Origin of the sequence: Mycolicibacter virginiensis (genome assembly GCF_022374935.2) — a bacterium.
Lineage (GTDB): Bacteria > Actinomycetota > Actinomycetes > Mycobacteriales > Mycobacteriaceae > Mycobacterium > Mycobacterium virginiense.
This window is the reverse complement of the sequence record NZ_CP092430.2, coordinates 2,435,252-2,453,922: the sequence shown is the minus strand read 5'-3', so window position 1 is coordinate 2,453,922 and position 18,671 is coordinate 2,435,252. Positions and strand designations below refer to the sequence as shown.

The following is an 18,671-nucleotide window of genomic DNA, read 5'->3' as shown; positions in this document are numbered from 1 at the left end:
AAGCGGCGGTCCAGCCGCACCTCTCCTTCGTCGAGGTTCGCTAACCACCGGGTGATTCGCTACCGTTCGGCTCATGCATAACCACCCTGTGCAGGCCCGCATCGCCACCGGCGTTGTGGAGGGTTTCGTCCGCGACGGGGTGCGCAGATGGCGGTCCATTCCGTATGCCCGCCCGCCGGTCGGTCCGCTGCGGTTCAGGGCGCCCCAGCCGGCGGAGCCGTGGTCGGGGGTACGCCATTGCCACGGTTTCACCAATTGCGCGCCGCAGGAACGGTTCTACACCGTCCTGGGTCCCGGCCGGTTCCAGCCGACCAGTGAGGACTGCCTGACGCTCAACGTGGTGGCCCCGGAGGACACCGACACGGGCCCGCTGCCGGTCATGGTGTTCATCCACGGTGGCGGCTACATCATGGGCAGTTCGGCCACCCCCATCTATGACGGTGCGGCGCTGGCCCGTCGCGGTTGTGTGTACGTGTCGGTCAACTACCGGCTCGGTGCGCTGGGGTGTCTCGATCTGTCCTCGCTGTCGACCCCCGAGGTCACCCTGGACAGCAACCTGTATCTGCGCGATCTGGTGCTAGCCCTGGGCTGGGTTCAGGAGAACATCGCGACATTCGGCGGTGACCCCGACAACGTCACCATCTTCGGGGAGAGCGCGGGTGCGCACGCGGTGGCCACCCTGTTGGCGGTTCCCGCGGCGCAAGGCTTGTTCACTCGTGCGATCGCCGAAAGCCCGGCCGCAGGTCTGGTGCGCAACACCGACATTGCTGCCGCCTTCGCCGAGCGATTCGCCGCATTGCTCGGGGTACGACCGTCCGGCGCCCAGGCACTGCTGCGCGTGACGCCGTCGGAGCTGCTGGCCGCCCAAGACCGATTGATCGCCGACGGCAACCGAGACATGCTGGGCGCGTTCCCGATCGGGCCGGTCTGCGGCGACGACGTGCTGCCGGTGGACCCGATTGAGGCGATGCGGCAGGGATCAGCCCACCGGGTTCCGCTCATCGTGGGCAGCAACGCCGATGAGGGGCGGCTGTTCACCCGATTCCTCAAGATGCTGCCGGTGGACGAGCCGATGGTCGAGGCGGTACTGGCCGGCACCGACGCGGGGGTGCGTGACCGCATCATCGCCGCCTATCCGGACTACCCGAAGCGGGCGGCGTGCATCCGGCTCGGCGGTGATTTCGCCTTCAATGCCGCGGTGTGGCAAATCGCCGATGCCCATGGGGCCCATGCCCCCACCTACGTCTACCGCTACGACTACGCGCCGCGGATGCTGCGCTGGTCGGGCATGGGTGCCACGCACGCCACCGAGTTGTTCGCGGTGTTCGATGTGTACCGCACTGGCGGTTTTGGCCGGCTGCTCACGGCCGGTGCGGACCGCCGGACGGCGTTGCAGGTCAGCAAGCAGGTGCAGCGCCGTTGGGGAGCGTTCAGCCGGGCGGGGGTGCCGGACGAGGGCTGGCCGGCCTACACCGCCGACGAGCGTGCCGTCATGGTGTTCGACCGCAAGACCCGCTTGGAATACGACCCGGCCCCCGAGCGACGCAAGGCCTGGCAAGGTTTTTCGTTAGCGCACTGACGTCTCGCGTTGGGAATCAGGCCCGAGTCACCCGGGTGCCACCGGCCAACTCGTCGTGCTTGCCCTGCTTGGTCGGGCTGCCGCTGATCGTCACGGCGATCACCACGTAGGCCACGAAGGCCAGCAGCGCACCGAGGTAGGGGACCACGGCCAGCAAGGTGAACGAATTGCGGATGGCCGACTGCGAAGCCGTCGGCTTCGAGACCCCGTCGGGCCCGTGCACCGCCAGGCCCAGCAGCCGCTTGCCCGGGGTGGCGCCCTGGGTCACCTCGAACAGCACGAAGTAGCCGAACGTCAGCGCCCCGGAGAACAGGCCGGTGACCAGGAACGGGTAGTCGTCGGAGAACAGGAACACCGACAGGAAGAACGCCACGATGCCGACCAGGAAGCCGTCGAGCACGCGGGCCCAAAAGCGCCTGCCCAGCCCGCCCGGTTTCTGTCCCCCTCCGGGCTGCGGCCCCCAGCCCTGCGGCGGCGGATAGCCGCCGGGCTGGCCATATCCGGGGCCATATCCGGGGCCTCCGGGGCCTCCGGGGCCTCCGGGGCCGTAGCCAGGACCGTTCGGGCCGAAATCGCCGGTTGTCATCAGATTTGCTCCTGACCACGTTGGATGTTCGCCAATGTACCGTGACGAACAGGGACGGAAGCGGTTTCTGCGGAGGGCGAAACGGCGGACCGATGTACCAGATCGCGGTGGTGCTCATCGTCGCATCGCATCTTGCGTTCGTCGGCTACGTCGTGGTCGGCGGCTTTCTCGCCGTGCGCTGGCCGCGCACCGTTTGGCTGCACGGGGCGGCGGCGATCTGGGCGGGGCTGATCGTCATCGGTCATCTGGACTGCCCGCTGACCTGGCTGGAGCGCCGGGCGCGTGCCGCCGCTGGAATGGCCCCGCTACCAGCGGACGGATTCATCGCCCACTATCTGGCCGGTGTGCTTTACCCGCCGGCGTGGACCACCGCGGTCGAGGCCGCGGTGCTGGTGACGGTCCTCGGATCCTGGGCGCTGTGTGGCCGAGAAGCGCTGCGCCGCCGACGATACTGTGGACGCATGCGGGCGCTGGTCATCGTCGATGTGCAGAACGATTTCTGCGAGGGGGGAGCGATCCCGGTGCCTGGTGCCGTGACCGTCGCGCAGGAGATCAGCCATTACGTGGACAGCCCAGCGGGCAAGGCCCGCTACGCGCACGTGGTGGCTACTGCGGACTGGCACGTCGATCCCGGCGCGCATTTCTCCGAACATCCGGACTATCGAACGTCCTGGCCGCCGCACTGCGTCGCGGGAAGTCCCGGTGCGCAATTTCATCCGGCACTGAGCACGGCTCGGATCGAGGCGGTCTTCAAAAAGGGCGCGTACAGCGCGGGATACAGCGGCTTCGAGGGTGTCGATGACGAGGGCACCTCACTGCGCGACTGGCTGATCCAACATCGAGTACACAACGTCGACGTGGTCGGTGTCGCCACCGAGCACTGCGTGTGCGCTACCGCCAAAGACGCTGTCCGCGAGGGCTTTTCCACCACCGTGTTGTCGCACCTGACCGCGAGCGTGTCGGCCGAGTCGAGCGCCGCCGCGCTGGCTGCGATACACAGCGCCGGTGTCGTTGTGGCGGAGGCGGCCCGATGACGGGCGCCAAGGCCGCGGAGCTGTTGGCCGCAGTCGAGCAGTCACCGGCCGCCGCGGCTGCCCACGATAGGTCCGCTTGGGCGGGCCTGTTCAGCGCCGACGGCCGGGTGGAGGATCCGGTGGGGTCACGCCCGCACGTCGGCCCCGAGCAGATCGGCCGGTTCTACGACACGTTCATCGGTCCGCGCGACATCACCTTCCACCGCGATCTCGACATTGTGTGTGGGACGACGGTCGTCCGGGATCTGCAGCTCGAGGTCGCGATGGGACCGTCGGTCACCATGCACATCCCGGCGATCCTGCGCTATGACCTGCACGAGTCGGCCGGCGGCTGGGAACTGCAGCGGTTGCGTGCCTACTGGGAACTCCCGGCCATGGTGGGCCAGTTCCTCGGCAACGGTGTCGCGTCGCTGCCCGCCGGGATCGGGTTGTCACAAGCACTGCTACGCAATCAGCGACTGGCCGGCGCCGCCGGATTCGTCGCCGGGTTCCGCCGACCGGGCAGCAGGGGCAAGAAGCCGGTGCAAGCCTTCCTGGAAGCACTCGCCGCGGGTAACACAGCCACCGCCCGGGTTTCGCTATCACCCAGTGCCACAGTAACTTACGGTGATGACACCGCCTTGGAACTTGCCGAACTCGGGGCGCAGCTGGACGGCGCGCGGCTGACCAAGATGTTGGCTGCGGGCAGCACCGTCGCGGTGGCGATCACCGCGGCACGGCGACGCGCCGTGCTCTTCTTCGACGTGGCCGGCCGTGGGGCGCCGATCACGACAATCCGGTATTTCCCAGGAGCCTGATCGGGCGCCACAGCGGCGATAAACTCACCTCGTGCCGAGCTTCCGAATTGCCGAAGTCGCCGAGCTCCTCGGGGTCAGCGACGACACCGTCCGCCGGTGGATCGACTCCGGTCGCCTGTCTCTGACGGCGGGCAGTGGCCCCCGCATGGTCGACGGTGCCGAGCTGGCCCGGTTCGCCCAGGAGCGTGCTGCCGTCGAACCGGTCTCACGCAATCCGGTGGTGGGCCAGTCGGCACGCAACCGGATGGTCGGGCTGGTCACCAAGGTCACCCGCGACACGGTGATGGCGCAGGTCGAGGTCCAGGCCGGACCGTTCCGATTGGTCTCACTGGTCAGCAGGGAGGCCGCCGACGAATTGCAGCTGCAACCCGGCAGCCTGGTGGTCGCCTCGGTCAAGGCCACCAACGTCGTGGTCGAACTGCCACGACGGGCCGGTGCGGTCAGCCACACCGACCCGGCCGCCGAATTCGGTTAGGTCAGGCCAGCAAGATCGCCAGCGACGCCGTCGACAGCAGCAGATAGGCGGCCGGGAAACCGATGTTGGACAACACCCCGGCTCGCACGTGGGTCACGACCGCCCCGATGAAGTACGCGACCAGCCCAGCTGCGGCGGCGACGCCAAGCTCCGGAACCCCTGCCAGCCCGACGAGCAGGCCGGCGCCGCCGGCCAGTTTCAGCCCGCCCAGCAGCGGCAACCAGGACCGCGGCACTCCCACCCGCGCGGAATTGGCCAGGACGAACTGTGCCGGTATGAAATCGGGTACGGCGATGGCGACGGTGGCGACCGCGGTCACCACGACGGTCACCAGGTAGATCGTCTGTACGCTCATGGTGTTGCTCTTCCTGTCGTCGGTGGATGTGGCTCTATCCCTGTGACGACTCCCGAACGGGAAAGGTGACCCATGGGCAACACCGACGTTTTGGCCCAACGGTTCGAAGACAACCGCCGACATCTGCATTCGGTGGCGTTTCATCTGCTCGGCTCGGCGGCAGACGCCGACGACGCTGTCCAATCCGCTTGGCTGAAGGCCAGCAGTGCCGATTTCGCCGCGGTGGACAATCTGCCCGGCTGGCTCACCACCATCACCGCACGCACCGCCATAGACCAGTTGCGGGCACGCGCGCGTCGCGTCGAGCAATCACTGTCGGAGGCACCCGAGTTGGCAAGCTCCCCAGAGCTGGCCGCACCGGCCGCCGACGAACAGGTGCTGCGCTCCGAGGCGGTCAGCCGGGCCCTGCTGGTGGTGCTGGACCGGTTGTCGCCGGCGCAGCGCGTCGCCTTCGTGCTGCACGACGTGTTCGATGTGCCGTTCGAGCAGATCGGCGAGGTACTGGACCGCTCACCGGACGCGGCCAAGAAGCTGGCCAGCCGTGCCCGGGCCCGGCTGCGGGCCACGCCGGCCGACCAGCCGCGACGCCGCGCCGAGCATCTCGAGATTGTGCGCGCGTTCCTGGCCGCCTCGCGTGGCGGCGACATCCCCACCCTGCTGGAGTTGTTGGCACCGGACGTGGTGCGCCGCGTCGACCCCGTGTTGATACCTGCCGGTGTGCCCACCGAGATGCGTGGCGCCGGCGATGTCGCCACCGAGACTCGGCACTTCACCCGGCGGGCGCGCGCCGGTACCGTGCTGCTCATCGACGGCGCACCGGGTATCGCGATCGCCCCCGCAGGCCGCCTGCTGGCCCTGTTGCGCATTGGAATCGGCGACGACGGCCGCATCCACACCATTGATATCGCCGGTGATCCCGAGCGGTTGCGCACCGCGACGCTGCAACTGCCAGGGACCTGATCCGCTGCAAGAACACGTGACGGCCGCCCATGGCTGCCGGTTCTGCTTTGATGGGTCACGCGAACCGATGTGTGAGGGGGCGTCCATGCCAGACGAAACGACGGCCGCGGGGGAGACCACGGCGGCAGGGGAGAGTACGGAGGCAGCGCCGTCACCGCCGGCCGTGACGGCCCGCGGCATCACCATGACCGGGCCGTGGGGGCGCGTCTTCGGACCGCTTGACCTGGATATCCCGGCCGGCGGCACCACCGTGTTGGTCGGCCCGCCCGGCTCGGGTCGCACCGCCCTGATGATGAACCTGGCCGGCCGGATGAAGCCGTCGTCGGGCACGCTCACCGTGCTCGGGCACAGCAAGGCCCGCGACATCTTCGGCGTCGCTGCCCTGGCCGGTATCGAACAGATCGATGCGATCTACGAGTCGGTGACGGTGGCAGACCTGATCACCGAACAGATCCGCTGGGATGCACCCTGGTACCAGTTGATCCGCCGCGCCGGTGATGCCGAGCGCGACGCGATCTGCGGCCCGGTCTTCGGTGACCTGCCGGTACCCCAACTGCACGACTACGTCGAGCACCTCGACGAAATGACCGGGTTGTTGCTGCGCATCGCACTGGCCAACACCGCACGTCCACCGCTGCTGGTGGTCGGCAGCATCGACGAGATCAAGAACAGTCGCGATCGCGCCATCCTGCTTACTCGGCTGGTGGCGCTGGGGGAGAAGCAGACCGTGATCACCTCATCGGCCAATCCGATTCCCGACGGGTTCGGGCTCGCCGGGCAGATCACCGTCGACCGTCTGGAGCGTGCTGAGCTCGTTCCCGGCCGGCACGAGAAGGGGAACCGCTGACCATGCTCGCCGGAATGTCGCTGGGAACCGACCTCAAACGCTACTCGCGTGGCACCATGCCGCGTTTGGCCCTGATCACCATAATCGTGCTGCCGCTGCTGTACGGCGCGATGTACCTGTGGGCGTTCTGGAATCCGTTCGCCGCCATCGACAAGATCCCGGTCGCCTTGGTCAACGAGGACACCGGCGCGGTGGTCTCCGGGGAACAGTTGCATGCCGGTGACGAGGTGACCCGCGCGCTGGTCGACTCTAAGCAGCTCGATCTGCATCAGGTGTCGGAAAGCGAAGCCGTCAAGGGTGTTTCCGAAGGAACCTATTACTTCTCGATCACCCTGCCCTCTGACTTCAGCACGGCGGTGGTGTCCCCGGCGGGCCCGCATCCGCAGAAGGCAGAGATCCAGTTCCGGTTCAACGATGCCAACAACTACCTGGCTTCGGTCATGGGGCAGAACGCCGCCCGCGAGGTGCTCAACGAAGTGAGCTCCAAGGTCGGCCAACAGGTGATCGGAACCGCGCTGACCCAGGTGACCGACGAGGTCAAGAAGGCGGCGGATGGAGCCGGCCAGCTCTCGGACGGGTCAAAAACGTTGGCCGACAACATGGGCACGGCCCGGGACGGCTCGGCGGCGCTCGCGGACGGAATCCGCCAGCTGAACCATGGTGTCCAACAGGCGACCGATCCGTTGCTCAAGGTGACCGATGACCTCGCCAACATGGGCTTCGACCCGAACGCCGCCGGCGCTGCCGCGGCGAGCCTCAGCGGCAACCTCAAGACGGTCAGCGACCGGATCGCGTCGCTCAACATCAACTACCAACAGGCCGCGGGGATCGTCAACCAGGTGGTGGACGCCTTGCGCGCCAACCCAGATCCGGCGGTCCGCGGGCTCGGCGACACCCTCGCCGGCGCCCAGCGGCTGCTCGATGTCGAGGGACTGGACCCGGCCACCGACGAGGGCCTGAATCAGCTGCGCGCCGACACCCAACGGCTGGAGAACGATCTGGCCAATCCCAACAGCGGGTTGCGCACCTTCATGACCCACGCCCTCGACGGCGGTCTCCGGTCGGATGTGGTCGCGCTGCGCGACGGCGCCACCGCGCTGGTAGCCGGGGCGAACCAGCTCAGCGACGGCCTGGTCCAACTGACCGATGGCAGCAATCAGCTCAAGGACGGCGCCGCCCAGCTGGCGTCGGGACTGGGCGAGGCCGACCAGCGTGCCTCGACCATCACCGACCAGCAACGTGTCGACGTCGCGGCAATCCTGGCCAGCCCGGTCGGGGTGGACATGGACTTCACTCATCAAGCCGCCACCTTCGGCACCGGGTTCGCCCCGTTCTTCTTGCCGCTGGCGTTGTTCATCGGCTCGCTGATCGTGTGGATGTTGTTGACCCCGCTGCAGACTCGCGCCATCGTCAACGGCCTTGGCGCGCTGCGGGTGGTGCTGGCCTCGTACTGGCCGGCCCTGCTGCTGGGGGTGTGCCAGGTCTTGCTCATGTACACGGTGGTGCACTTCGGCGTGGGGCTGCAGGCCCGACACGCCTTGGGCATGGTCGCCTTCCTGGCGTTGATCGCCGCGTCGTTCCTGGCGATGATCCAGGCGTTCAACGCCGTGCTCGGTGTGGCCGTGGGCCGGGTGTTCACCCTGGCCTTCCTGATGTTTCAGCTGGTGTCCTCCGGCGGGGTGTATCCGGTGGAGACCACGGCGAAACCGTTCCAGATATTGCATCCCTACGACCCGATGACCTACGCCGTCAACGGGTTACGCCAACTGACCGTCGGCGGTATTGACGAGCGGCTGTGGACGTCGGTTGCTGTGTTGGCCGGGATCCTGGTGGTGTCACTTGTCGCCAGCTCCTGGGCTGCGCGCCGAGATCGTCAGTTCACCCTCGAACGCCTCTACCCGCCGATCGAAGTCTGACGGTTTCGCGGGTGCTGGCCTCCGGTGCACGATCGCTGACGCGCCGCAGCGTGCTGCGCGGCGCCGGAGCGATCGGGGCCGCAGCAGTGTTGCCCGCGATGTCAGCCTGCGGCAGCGACGACGACACCCTCACGTTCTTCTTCGCGGCCAATCCCGAAGAAGCCGACGCCCGGATGCGGATCGTCAACGCGTTCCAGCACGAACACCCCGACATTCGGGTGCGCACGATTCTGGCCGGCGGCGACCCGACCCAGCAGATGTCGACGTTCTGCGCCGGCGGGAAATGCCCGGATGTGCTGATGGCGTGGGAGTTCAACTACGCCGGACTTGCCGACCGCGGTGTGCTGTTGGACTTGAACACTCTGCTGGAACGGGATCGGCAGTTCGCGGCGGCGCTCCGCTCCGACAGCATCCCCGCGCTCTACGAGACGTTCGGCTTCAACGGCGGCCAGTACGCGTTCCCGGAGCAGTGGTCGGGTGCGTTCCTGTTCTACAACACCAAGATCTTCGCTGACGCCGGTGTGCCGCCACCGCCGGGCCGCTGGGACACGCCCTGGACGTTCGACGAGTTCCTGGCCACCGCCGCCGCACTCACCCGGCGGTCCGAAAACGGCCGAGTCACCCAGTGGGGTTTCGTCGACACCTGGTCGCCGCCGTACTCCGCGGCACTGTTCGGCATGAACAACGGGGTGCCGTGGGCAGTGCCGCGCGTCAACCCGACGCACCTGAACTTCGACGACGACGACTTTCTCGCCGGCATCCAGTTCTACTCCGACCTGTCCAACGTGCATCGCGTGGCGCCCGCCGCCGCGGACACCCAGTCCATCTCCACGATGGGCCTGTTCACCGCGGGCAACGCGGCGATGGCGCTCGGTGGGCACTGGCGCTACCAGACCTTCGTCCAAGCGCAGGAGCTGGAATTCGACGTGGCGGTGCTGCCGACCGGACCGGCTGCCGCAGCCAAGGGCATGGCGGCTCAATCCGCGATCGGCAGCACCGGCCTGGCCATTGCCGCCGACAGCCGCCATCGGGAACAGGCCTGGGAATTCGTCAAATTCGCGGCGGGGCCGGTGGGACAGCGGCTGATCGGCGAGTCCGGGCTGTTCGTGCCGGTATTGCGCTCGGCGATCGACACGCCCGGATTCACCGCCGCGCACACCGGGATCCGCAACCTTGCGGTGCTGACCGGCGGCCCGGCGCATTCCGAAGGACTGCCGATCTCCCCGGACTGGCAGAAGGTCCACGCGCTGATGGACCGCGCGATCGGGCCGGTACTGCGCGGCAAGCGCCCCGCGGCTTCTCTCAAACGTGGGCTTACGCCGCAGATCGACGAAGTGTTGGCCACCGCATGAATCCCACCCGCAGACGAGCACGCGCAGGACGCTGGTTCATCGCCCCGAACCTGGCGGCGGTCGCGGTGTTCATGGCGTTCCCGCTGGCCTTCTCGCTCTACATGAGCTTTCAGCGATGGGATCTGTTTACGCCGCCGATGTTCGTCGGCGCCGCGAACTATCGCGACCTGTTCACCGCTGACCCGCTGTTGGGCATCGCGGTCCGCAATACGACGGTGTTCACCCTGGGCACCGTGATCCCGACGGTGCTGATCAGCCTGGCGGTGGCGGGACTGCTGAACCGGAAGATCAAGGGAATCGGCGTGTTTCGGGCGATCGCCTTTCTGCCGTTGGCGGTGTCCTCGGTGGTGATCGCGGTGGTGTGGCAGTTCGTGTTCAACACCGACAGCGGCCTGCTCAACATCATGCTCGGCTGGATCGGCATCGCACCGGTGCCCTGGCTCACCGAACCGCACTGGGCGATGGCCTCGTTGTGTCTGGTCAGCGTCTGGAAGAGCGTGCCGTTTGCGACGGTGATCCTGCTGGCGGCCATGCAGGGCGTGCCCGACTCCCTGCACGAGGCAGCCCGCATCGACGGCGCCGGCGAGGTGCGGCGCTTCGTGTCCATCACGGTGCCGATGATCCGCGGCGCGGTGTGGTTTGTGGTGGTGATCTCGGTGATCAACGCATTCCAGGCATTCGATCTGGTGTACGTGCTCACCGGCAGCAGCGGCGGGCCCGAGACCGGTACTTACGTGTTGGCCATCATGCTGTTCCAGCAGGCCTTTGCCTTCTTGGACTTCGGGTATGCGTCCGCGCTGGCCTGGGTGATGTTTGCCGTGCTGCTGGTCCTGACCGTCGTCCAACTGCGCTTGTCACGCAGGAACGCGGTGGACCAGTGACCGGCCCACGAACGCGGCATCGCATTGCCGGGCTGCTGGGCGTCTACGCGGGATTGGGCGCCGTCACCGCCTGCGCCTTGTTCCCGATTCTGTGGGCGCTGTCGGGCTCACTGAAGCGCCAGGCCGAGATCAGCCAGCCGATACTGTTGCCAGCCCATCCGCAATGGTCCAACTACATCGAAGTGTTCGCCCGAATGCCGTTCTGGCGGATGCTGTTCAACACCATTCTCTACGCCGGCTGCGTAACGGCGGGGCAGGTGTTCTTCTGTTCGCTGGCCGGCTATGCCTTCGCCCGGCTGCCGTTCACCGGCCGTGACACGCTGTTCGTGCTGTATCTGGCCACGCTGATGGTGCCGTTGACGGTCACTGTGATTCCGCAGTTCATCTTGATGCGGGTGTTCGGGTGGACCGACACCATGTGGGCGATGATCATCCCCGGTCTGTTCGGCAGCGCGTTCGGCACCTATCTGATGCGACAGTTCTTCGCCACCCTGCCTATCGATCTGGAGGAGGCCGCGATCTTGGACGGCTGCTCACCGTGGGCGATCTATTGGCGGATTCTGTTGCCGCACGCCAAACCTGCGGTGATGGTGCTGGCGGTGCTGACCTGGATCAACGTCTGGAATGACTTTCTGTGGCCGCTGCTGATGATCCAGCGCAAGGGCATCGCCACCCTGACCCTCGGGTTGGTGTGGATGCAGGGGGAGTACGTCGCCGAATGGCCGGTGCTGATGGCCGCATCCATGCTGATGTTGGCCCCACTGGTGATCATCTACGCGATCGCCCAGCGGTCCTTCGTCAGCGGGATCGCGGCCACGGGCTTCGGTGGACGGTAGTGAGGAGAGCGCAGTGGCCTCAGTGACCTTCGACTCGGTGACCCGGCACTATCCGGGTACCGATCGCCCCGCCCTCGACGCGTTGAACCTTGCGGTCGAAGACGGTGAGTTCATGGTGCTCGTCGGGCCCTCGGGTTGCGGCAAGACGACGACGCTGCGGATGCTGGCCGGCCTGGAACCCGTTGACGCCGGTCAGATCTACATCGGGGATACCGATGTCACCGCCACCGATCCCGGCCATCGCGACATCGCCATGGTGTTCCAGAACTATGCCCTGTATCCGCACATGACCGTGGCGCAGAACATGGGCTTCGCCCTGAAGGTGGCCAAGACCCCGAAGGCCGAGATCCGCGCGCGGGTAGCCGAAGCCGCCCAGCTGCTGGGGCTGGCCGAGCTCTTGGCGCGCAAGCCCAAGGACCTCTCCGGCGGCGAACGCCAGCGCGTCGCGATGGGCCGCGCGATCGTGCGCCGTCCGCAGGTTTTCTTGATGGACGAGCCGCTGTCGAACCTGGATGCCATGCTGCGGGTACAGACCCGTAATCAGATCGCCGAACTGCAGCGGCGACTGGGGATCACCACCGTCTATGTCACCCACGACCAGGTTGAGGCCATGACGATGGGGGATCGCGTCGCGGTCTTGCGCGACGGAGTGCTGCAGCAGTGCGCCCCGCCCCGCGAGCTCTACCGCACGCCGGCCAATGTGTTCGTCGCCGGATTCATCGGGTCTCCGGCGATGAACCTCTTCACGGTCACCACCGTCGACGGCGCGGTCTCGCTGGGCGGCCATCAGATCGACGTTCCGAGCGAAGTATCTTCAGCTGCAACGCAACTGGTCGTCGGTATTCGACCCGAACACCTGCAGATCGCCGATCGTGGGATCGGTATCGAGGTCGACTTCGTCGAGGAACTGGGTGCCGACACCTACCTGTATGGCACGACGGTTGACCCGCAGACCTCGCAATCAGTGGTCGCCCGGGTTCCCGGCAACACCGAGATACGCCGCGGCGCCCGGCTGTCAATGGGCTTCGACGCGAACGATCTGCACTTCTTCGGCGCCGACGGCGCCCGGCTCGGGTGATAACGGCCCTGCGAACGTCAGTGGATTCGCGTACAATCGAATGTATGTTCGATACCGCCCTTCCGTCGCTGGAGGGCATCCGCGCGCGTGACGACGCGGGTCTGGTAGACGCGATGCAGGCGGCCGCGCGCCTGCAGGCGGCCTTTCTGGCGCGGGTATTCGCCGCCGCGGCTGAGCTGTATCACCGCAGACTGGCTGAGCAGCAGGTTGCCGCTCGGGAGATCTGGGCCATCGATGGCTGGGAGGCGGTGGCTGCGGAGATCGCGGCGGCTCAGGGCATCAGCCGCGGGCGGGCCGCGGGGCAGTTGCGGCTGGGATTGGCCTTGGCTGAGCGGCTGCCCAAGCTGGAGGCGTTGTTCGCTGCGGGTGTGGTCGATTACCAGGTGGTGGCCGCGGTAGTGCATCGCACCGAGTTGATGATCGATCCGGACGCGATCCCGCGGATGGACCGGTGGCTGGAGCGCAATGCGCCCCGGTGGGGCAAGTGGTCGAGGGCCCGGATCGTCGAAGCGGTCGACTATTGGGTGCAGGTGGTGGAACCGGCCGCAGTGCGTGAAGCCCGCATCCTGGATCAATCTCGTCACATCCTGGTGACTCCGCAGCATTCAGGGCTGGCGGAGATCTTCGGCGAGGTGCGCACCGCCGATGCGTTGGCCTTCGACCACCGGCTCGATGAGTTGGCCGGCACGGTGTGCCCGGCGGATCCGCGCACTAAGCAACAGCGCCGCGCCGACGCCCTCTCGGCACTGACCGCGGGTGCGGCCATCATGGCGTGCGAATGCGGCTCGCCGGATTGCCCGGCTACCACTGGCGATGCCTCGGTGGGTGCGGTGATGATCCATGTGATGGCTGAGCAGGCCACTCTTGAGGGCCGCTCGGACGTGCCGGGCTATGTGCCCGGGTTCGGTGGCCTGCAGGCCGACGCAGTGCGCACGATCGCAAAATCGGCGAAGCTACGGACGGTCCGTCATCCACGGGATGCAGCGCCGGAAGCAGGGTATCGGCCGTCGGCGGCCCTGGCGGACTTCATCCGCTGCCGCGATCTCACGTGTCGGTTTCCCGGATGCGGTCGACCCGCCGAGGTCGCCGACATCGACCACACCGTGCCGTGGCCGCTCGGGCCTACGCATCCGAGCAATCTGAAGTTGCTGTGCCGGCTCCATCATCTTTTGAAGACTTTCTGGGTCGGGCCCACTGGGTGGCGCGACCGCCAAGAACCCGACGGAACGGTGATCTGGACCGCGCCCACCGGGCACACCTATGTCACCAAACCCGGTGGTGCCCTGTATTTCCCGCAGTTAGCCAACCCCACCGGCGAGCTGGATCTGCCCGAGTGGTCACCGACCGGTAGTCGCGGCGTGATGATGCCCACCCGCCGGCGTACCCGGGCTCAGGATCGGGCCTACCGGATCTGGCTGGAACGCAACCACAACCAGGAACGCATTGCCGACGCAGCGATCGAAGCCGCCGCGGCCGAACACGCCAGACGAATCGCCGCCGCCAACGACCCACCCCCGTTTTAGCGCGGCCCGGGACCCAGGGTATGGATCAGGTGGTGCAGCATCAGGACGAACACAACGGTCCAGGCACCCAGCGCGATCCAGGTCTCGACCGAACCGATGTAGTAGACGATCGGCAGCTGGTCGGCCTGTCCCAGGTAGTGACTGCCCACCCCGTACATGCCCAGCGGGAAGATCACACTCCACCATGGCGCTTCGTAGCGCAGTGGAACACGATGCACCACATGGCGCCACACTCCGGCGGCGATCATCGGCGGGATCAGCCAGGTGCCGAACGCCCAGAACACCACCGACGTGCCGGCGATCAGACCGCGGGTGGCGTGCACCATCGGCGCTTCGGCCATCTCGACGATGTGGGCGCCGGCCAGCACCGTGATCGCGGTGGCACCCATCGCGACCCAGTACTGCGGGATGAGATCTTCGGGAAGCAGCGGGTAGAGCAACAGCCGCAGCGCGACAAAGATTCCGGCGGCACCGTAGAGGAATACCCCGATCGACCAGGAGACCACCGCGAGCAGCGCCAGGCTTTGGCGCCACGGCTCGGACACCTCCACCTCGAGCACCGCGGCCAACACCGCAATGGACTGGCTGGCCACCACCCAGATGAACCAGGTGCCGTTGGCCCGGCGCACCACCGGCCGCTCGGAGGTCCCCAGCACCGCGGTCCACGGAATCAGATAACCCAGCACCAGCCAGGTCAGCGTGCTGATCACCAGCAGGCCGACTGCGACGGTGCTGTGCCCGTCGATGACTAGCCGCGCTCCCAGCACATTGGTGGCCGAGACGAATGTGAACAGACCGAAGGCGCGCCCGGAATCGTAGAGATCGGCCAAGAATTCGCGCCGGTAGGCGACGATGCGCACTGTCGAGACCACGATCAACACCAGGTAGGAGAACACCGTCACCCACAGCAGCAGCACCGAAACCCAGTGGGACTTCTGGTGATACATCGCGGTCGACACCATGCCGCTGGCCATCACCAGCGCGAAGTAGCCCGGGTTGAGCGTGCGGATCGCCTCACGGCTCCCGGTCGCCGAGACCGTCGCCCCCGTTCGGGTGCCCATCAGTCGAGCAATTGGCGCAGTACGTATTGCATGATGCCGCCGTGCCGGTAGTAGTCGGCCTCGCCCGGGGTGTCGATGCGCACCGTCGCATCGAATTCGACGTCGCCGGCCTGCACATGCACGGTGTCGGGGATGCTGTCGCTCAGCGCGGTCACCCCGGTGATGTCGAAGGTCTCTTCGCCGGTCAGGCCCAGCGAGTCTGCGTCGGCGCCGTCGGGGAACTGCAGCGGAAGCACGCCCATACCGATCAGGTTGGACCGGTGGATGCGCTCGTAGGACACTGCCAGCACCGCCCGCACACCGAGTAGCACGGTGCCCTTGGCGGCCCAGTCGCGCGAGGAGCCGGATCCGTATTCCTTACCGGCCAGGATCACCAGGGGAGTACCGGCAGCGAGGTAGTTCACCGACGCGTCGTAGATGGTGCTGACCGGACCGTCCGGCTGGGTGAAGTCGCGGGTGAAGCCGCCCTCGGTGTCGGGTGCCAATTGGTTGCGCAGTCGCACGTTGGCGAAGGTGCCGCGGATCATCACCTCGTGGTTGCCGCGCCGCGAACCGTAGGAGTTGAAGTCTTTTCGCTCAATTCCGTGCTCGGACAGGTACTTTCCAGCGGGTGAGTCGTATCGGATGGAGCCGGCCGGGCTGATGTGGTCGGTGGTGACCGAGTCGCCGAGTTTGGCCAGCACCCGGGCGCCGGTGATGTCGGCGAGTGGCGCCGGGTCGCGGGTCATGCCGTCGAAGTACGGCGGCTGGCGCACGTAGGTGGAATCCGGTGCCCAGGAGAAGGTGTCGGTGTCGGGGACGTCCAGGGAACGCCAGCGGTCGTCGCCGGTGAAGACGTCGGCATAGCTGTTGGTGAACATCTCGGCCTGCAGGTTGTCGTCAACCACGGCGGCGATCTCGTCGGTGGTGGGCCAGATGTCGCGCAGGTACACCGGTTCGCCGTCGCTGCCGGTGCCCAGCGGATCGGTGAGCAGGTTGACGCGCAGTGTGCCGGCCAGTGCGTAGGCGACCACCAGAGGCGGGGACGCCAGGAAGTTCATGCGGACTTCGGGGTGGATGCGGCCCTCGAAGTTGCGGTTGCCCGACAGCACCGAGCACACGGTCAGATCGTTGTCGACCACGGCTTTACTCACCTCGGGGATCAGCGGTCCCGAGTTGCCGATGCACGTGGTGCAGCCGTAGCCGACCAGGTTGAAGCCCAACTTGTCCAGGTAGGGCGTCAGACCCGCCCGCTCGTAATAGTCGGTGACCACCCGCGATCCGGGCGCCAGGGTGGTCTTCACCCACGGCTTGCGTGACAGACCCTTGCCGACGGCGTTGCGGGCCAGCAGTGCCGCGCCGACCATCACCGAGGGGTTGGAGGTGTTGGTGCACGAGGTGATCGCGGCGATCACGACGTCGCCGTTGTCGATCTCGGTGCGGGTGCCGTCGGCGAGTTCGATCGGCTTGGCATCGCTTCGCCACGGGAGCTTCTCGCCGCCTGCCCACTGTTCCCGCGGTTTGCCTTCGGACTGAGATTCGCCGAACGCGATCGGGTCGCTGGCCGGGAACGAATCCGCCGACGCCTTATCCAAGTCCGACAGAGCCTGAGCGGTGGTTTCGGCGCCGTCGAGCAGCGCGGCGACGGTGTGCGGGGCCAACCGCAGCGGGATGCGGTCCTGCGGCCGTTTGGGGCCGGCGATCGACGGCTCAACACTGCTCAGATCCAATTCCAGCGTTTGCGAATAGACCGGCTCGCGATCCGGGTCGTGCCACATGCCCTGCTCTTTGGCGTAGGCCTCCACCAGCTTGATCTGGTGTTCAGAGCGGCCGGTCAGCCGTAGATAGTCGCAGGTGACGTGGTCGATCGGGAAGATCGCGCAGGTGGCCCCGTACTCCGGGCTCATATTGCCGATCGTGGCCCGGTTCGCCAGCGGGACATTGGCCACGCCGGGGCCGAAGAACTCGACGAACTTGCCGACCACCCCCGTGGCGCGCAGCAGCTCGGCGACGGTGAGGACCAGGTCGGTGGCGGTGGTGCCGGGCTGCAGTTCGCCGGTCAGCTTCAAGCCGACCACCGGAGGGATCAGCATGCTCATCGGTTGACCGAGCATGGCCGCTTCGGCTTCGATCCCGCCGACACCCCAGCCCAGCACGCCAAGCCCGTTGACCATCGGGGTGTGCGAGTCGGTGCCGACGAGGGTGTCGGGGTAGGCCAGCGGTCCGTCGGAACTGTCGCGGGTGAACACCACCCGCGCCAGGTACTCCAGGTTCACCTGGTGGCAGATGCCGGTGTCGGGCGGGACCACGGAGAAGTCATCGAATGCCTGCTGGCCCCAGCGCAGCAGCTGATAGCGCTCGGCATTGCGCTCGAACTCCAGCTCGGCGTTGACCGCGAACGCGTCGGTGCGGCCGAAGACGTCGGCGATCACCGAGTGGTCGATCACCAGCTCGGTGGGGCACAGCGGGTTGATGCGAGTGGTCTTGCCGCCCAGCTCGGAGATTGCGTCGCGCATCGCGACCAGGTCGACCACACATGGCACCCCGGTGAAGTCCTGCATCAACACCCGTGCCGGCGTGTAGGCGATCTCCCGGCCGTGTGCGGCGCTCGGGTCCCAGTCCGCCATCGCGTCGATCTGCTCGGCGGTGACCAGCCGGCCGTCCTCGTTGCGCAGCAGGTTCTCCAGCAGAACCTTGAGGCTGTAGGGAAGTCGCGCCGAGCCATCGACGCGATCGAGCCGTCGGATCTGATACGTGGTGTCGTCGACGCTCAGCTGGCCCCGGGTTCCGAAGCTGTCGAGGTTTCTGTCTGCGGCCATTGCGGGCCCTCCCACCGGTCGGATCGGTTATCACCGACCCTAGTCCGCTTTACCGACGGGACCAGGGGGAGAAGGCCCTCAATCAGCCTTGTTGGGCCGCGCGCTCCAGCACCGGCCGCTTGTCCGGGCAGTAGGTGTTGACCGACGCGCCGAGGAACTGCCAGGCCTGCGCCTGGTTGGTGCCCTTCTGCAGGTTGGGGGTGATGAAGCGGACCGACTTGGCCGCGTCGCCGTCGACGCCCTTGTCCAACCGCTCGCAGACGATCTTGCCCAACCAGGCGTTGTAGTCGCGCGGGCCGTAGATGCCATAGGTGTGCAGTTCTCGGGCGAAATCGGTGTCGGGGTCGGCGTGAGCGGGTGCTGCCAGGGTCACGGCCAAGCCCAAGACCGCTGCGGCGAGGGTCATCGATTTCATGAGATGCAGTGTAGACCCATCTGCTTAGGTGATCTTCCTTTGCAGACGGACGAGGCCGCCCCGAGTCCGCGCCCACCTGCGCGAATCGCACGCAATGTGGCGCCCGTCGCCCATTCAGATGTGACGAGCAAGACAATAAGGAATTTATGAGGTTTATAAATTTGTGACTATTAGCCAA

The 18,671-nt window shown here is 66.8% G+C and carries 17 protein-coding genes and 1 pseudogene; 13 read left to right on the top strand and 5 right to left on the bottom strand.

Annotated features, from left to right (window positions below; translation table 11 throughout):
• Window positions 1-73 precede the first annotated feature (73 nt).
• A complete protein-coding gene (locus MJO54_RS11830) occupies window positions 74-1,579 on the top strand; it encodes a carboxylesterase/lipase family protein (protein ID WP_065153313.1) in 1,506 nt (501 codons plus the stop codon).
• 16 nt (window positions 1,580-1,595) lie between these two features.
• On the opposite strand, the gene MJO54_RS11825 is transcribed toward MJO54_RS11830, so the two are convergent.
• Window positions 1,596-2,165 (bottom strand): RDD family protein, encoded by a 570-nt coding sequence (locus MJO54_RS11825; RefSeq protein WP_105295715.1) that lies wholly within the window; start codon window positions 2,163-2,165, stop codon window positions 1,596-1,598.
• Between the two features lie 92 nt (window positions 2,166-2,257).
• Between MJO54_RS11825 and MJO54_RS11820 the strand changes: the two are divergent.
• The 4 genes and pseudogenes from MJO54_RS11820 to MJO54_RS11805 all read left to right on the top strand — a co-directional run.
• Window positions 2,258-2,572, top strand: a pseudogene (locus MJO54_RS11820) (DUF2784 domain-containing protein); the annotation flags it as partial.
• A 54-nt stretch (window positions 2,573-2,626) separates the two neighbouring features.
• Complete coding sequence (locus tag MJO54_RS11815) at window positions 2,627-3,199, top strand: isochorismatase family protein (protein ID WP_046284057.1); 573 nt, start codon at window positions 2,627-2,629, stop codon at window positions 3,197-3,199.
• On the top strand, window positions 3,196-3,996 hold the full coding sequence (locus tag MJO54_RS11810; protein ID WP_105295714.1) for a nuclear transport factor 2 family protein: 801 nt from the start codon (window positions 3,196-3,198) through the stop codon (window positions 3,994-3,996). The genes MJO54_RS11815 and MJO54_RS11810 overlap by 4 nt, the downstream gene beginning before the upstream one ends.
• Before the next feature lie 31 nt (window positions 3,997-4,027).
• Complete coding sequence (locus MJO54_RS11805) at window positions 4,028-4,471, top strand: TOBE domain-containing protein (protein WP_105295713.1); 444 nt, start codon at window positions 4,028-4,030, stop codon at window positions 4,469-4,471.
• 1 nt (window position 4,472) lies between these two features.
• Here MJO54_RS11805 and MJO54_RS11800 read toward each other — a convergent pair whose 3' ends face one another.
• Entirely contained in the window at window positions 4,473-4,826 is a 354-nt protein-coding gene (locus tag MJO54_RS11800; protein ID WP_046284026.1) for a DoxX family protein, read from the bottom strand.
• 72 nt (window positions 4,827-4,898) lie between these two features.
• Between MJO54_RS11800 and MJO54_RS11795 the strand changes: the two genes are divergently transcribed.
• The 8 genes from MJO54_RS11795 (at window position 4,899) to MJO54_RS11760 (ending at window position 14,219) form a co-directional block, all read left to right on the top strand.
• On the top strand, window positions 4,899-5,786 hold the full coding sequence (locus tag MJO54_RS11795) for a sigma-70 family RNA polymerase sigma factor (protein ID WP_046284025.1): 888 nt from the start codon (window positions 4,899-4,901) through the stop codon (window positions 5,784-5,786).
• Window positions 5,787-5,871: 85 nt separating this feature from the next.
• Window positions 5,872-6,633, top strand: coding sequence for an ATP-binding cassette domain-containing protein (locus tag MJO54_RS11790; protein ID WP_082957257.1), 762 nt, complete (start codon window positions 5,872-5,874; stop codon window positions 6,631-6,633).
• A 2-nt stretch (window positions 6,634-6,635) separates the two neighbouring features.
• A complete protein-coding gene (locus tag MJO54_RS11785) occupies window positions 6,636-8,549 on the top strand; it encodes a YhgE/Pip domain-containing protein (protein WP_105295712.1) in 1,914 nt (637 codons plus the stop codon).
• Window positions 8,550-8,647: 98 nt separating this feature from the next.
• Window positions 8,648-9,901, top strand: a complete 1,254-nt coding sequence (locus MJO54_RS11780) for an ABC transporter substrate-binding protein (RefSeq protein ID WP_165797937.1) — start codon at window positions 8,648-8,650, stop codon at window positions 9,899-9,901.
• Entirely contained in the window at window positions 9,898-10,782 is an 885-nt protein-coding gene (locus tag MJO54_RS11775) for a carbohydrate ABC transporter permease (RefSeq protein ID WP_105295711.1), read from the top strand. Before MJO54_RS11780 ends, MJO54_RS11775 begins: the two co-directional genes overlap by 4 nt.
• Entirely contained in the window at window positions 10,779-11,618 is an 840-nt protein-coding gene (locus MJO54_RS11770) for a carbohydrate ABC transporter permease (protein WP_105295710.1), read from the top strand. The genes MJO54_RS11775 and MJO54_RS11770 overlap by 4 nt, the downstream gene beginning before the upstream one ends.
• 13 nt (window positions 11,619-11,631) lie before the next feature.
• Window positions 11,632-12,696, top strand: coding sequence for an ABC transporter ATP-binding protein (locus tag MJO54_RS11765; RefSeq protein ID WP_105295723.1), 1,065 nt, complete (start codon window positions 11,632-11,634; stop codon window positions 12,694-12,696).
• A gap of 44 nt (window positions 12,697-12,740) precedes the next feature.
• Complete coding sequence (locus MJO54_RS11760) at window positions 12,741-14,219, top strand: HNH endonuclease signature motif containing protein (protein WP_046283156.1); 1,479 nt, start codon at window positions 12,741-12,743, stop codon at window positions 14,217-14,219.
• Here MJO54_RS11760 and MJO54_RS11755 read toward each other — a convergent pair.
• From MJO54_RS11755 to MJO54_RS11745, 3 genes are all read right to left on the bottom strand, one after another.
• Window positions 14,216-15,280, bottom strand: coding sequence for a tellurite resistance/C4-dicarboxylate transporter family protein (locus MJO54_RS11755; protein ID WP_105295709.1), 1,065 nt, complete (start codon window positions 15,278-15,280; stop codon window positions 14,216-14,218). The genes MJO54_RS11760 and MJO54_RS11755 overlap by 4 nt on opposite strands.
• Window positions 15,280-18,078, bottom strand: a complete 2,799-nt coding sequence (locus MJO54_RS11750; protein WP_065153307.1) for an aconitate hydratase — start codon at window positions 18,076-18,078, stop codon at window positions 15,280-15,282. The genes MJO54_RS11755 and MJO54_RS11750 overlap by 1 nt, the downstream gene beginning before the upstream one ends.
• A gap of 82 nt (window positions 18,079-18,160) precedes the next feature.
• The gene (locus MJO54_RS11745; protein WP_046283159.1) at window positions 18,161-18,493 is read right to left on the bottom strand and encodes a DUF732 domain-containing protein; all 333 of its coding nucleotides are present in this window, start codon (window positions 18,491-18,493) and stop codon (window positions 18,161-18,163) included.
• Window positions 18,494-18,671: the final 178 nt, after the last annotated feature.

Bases quoted from the DNA above. Each gene is read 5' to 3' on its own strand.
- MJO54_RS11775 (WP_105295711.1), top strand. From the start codon at position 9,898: ATGAATCCCACCCGCAGACGAGCACGCGCAGGACGCTGGTTCATCGCC.
- MJO54_RS11825 (WP_105295715.1), bottom strand. From the start codon at position 2,165: ATGACAACCGGCGATTTCGGCCCGAACGGTCCTGGCTACGGCCCCGGA.
- MJO54_RS11750 (WP_065153307.1), bottom strand. From the start codon at position 18,078: ATGGCCGCAGACAGAAACCTCGACAGCTTCGGAACCCGGGGCCAGCTG.
- MJO54_RS11755 (WP_105295709.1), bottom strand. From the start codon at position 15,280: ATGGGCACCCGAACGGGGGCGACGGTCTCGGCGACCGGGAGCCGTGAG.
- MJO54_RS11780 (WP_165797937.1), top strand. From the start codon at position 8,648: ATGTCAGCCTGCGGCAGCGACGACGACACCCTCACGTTCTTCTTCGCG.
- MJO54_RS11810 (WP_105295714.1), top strand. From the start codon at position 3,196: ATGACGGGCGCCAAGGCCGCGGAGCTGTTGGCCGCAGTCGAGCAGTCA.
- MJO54_RS11830 (WP_065153313.1), top strand. From the start codon at position 74: ATGCATAACCACCCTGTGCAGGCCCGCATCGCCACCGGCGTTGTGGAG.
- MJO54_RS11800 (WP_046284026.1), bottom strand. From the start codon at position 4,826: ATGAGCGTACAGACGATCTACCTGGTGACCGTCGTGGTGACCGCGGTC.
- MJO54_RS11815 (WP_046284057.1), top strand. From the start codon at position 2,627: ATGCGGGCGCTGGTCATCGTCGATGTGCAGAACGATTTCTGCGAGGGG.
- MJO54_RS11745 (WP_046283159.1), bottom strand. From the start codon at position 18,493: ATGAAATCGATGACCCTCGCCGCAGCGGTCTTGGGCTTGGCCGTGACC.
- MJO54_RS11795 (WP_046284025.1), top strand. From the start codon at position 4,899: ATGGGCAACACCGACGTTTTGGCCCAACGGTTCGAAGACAACCGCCGA.
- MJO54_RS11785 (WP_105295712.1), top strand. From the start codon at position 6,636: ATGCTCGCCGGAATGTCGCTGGGAACCGACCTCAAACGCTACTCGCGT.
- MJO54_RS11760 (WP_046283156.1), top strand. From the start codon at position 12,741: ATGTTCGATACCGCCCTTCCGTCGCTGGAGGGCATCCGCGCGCGTGAC.
- MJO54_RS11790 (WP_082957257.1), top strand. From the start codon at position 5,872: ATGCCAGACGAAACGACGGCCGCGGGGGAGACCACGGCGGCAGGGGAG.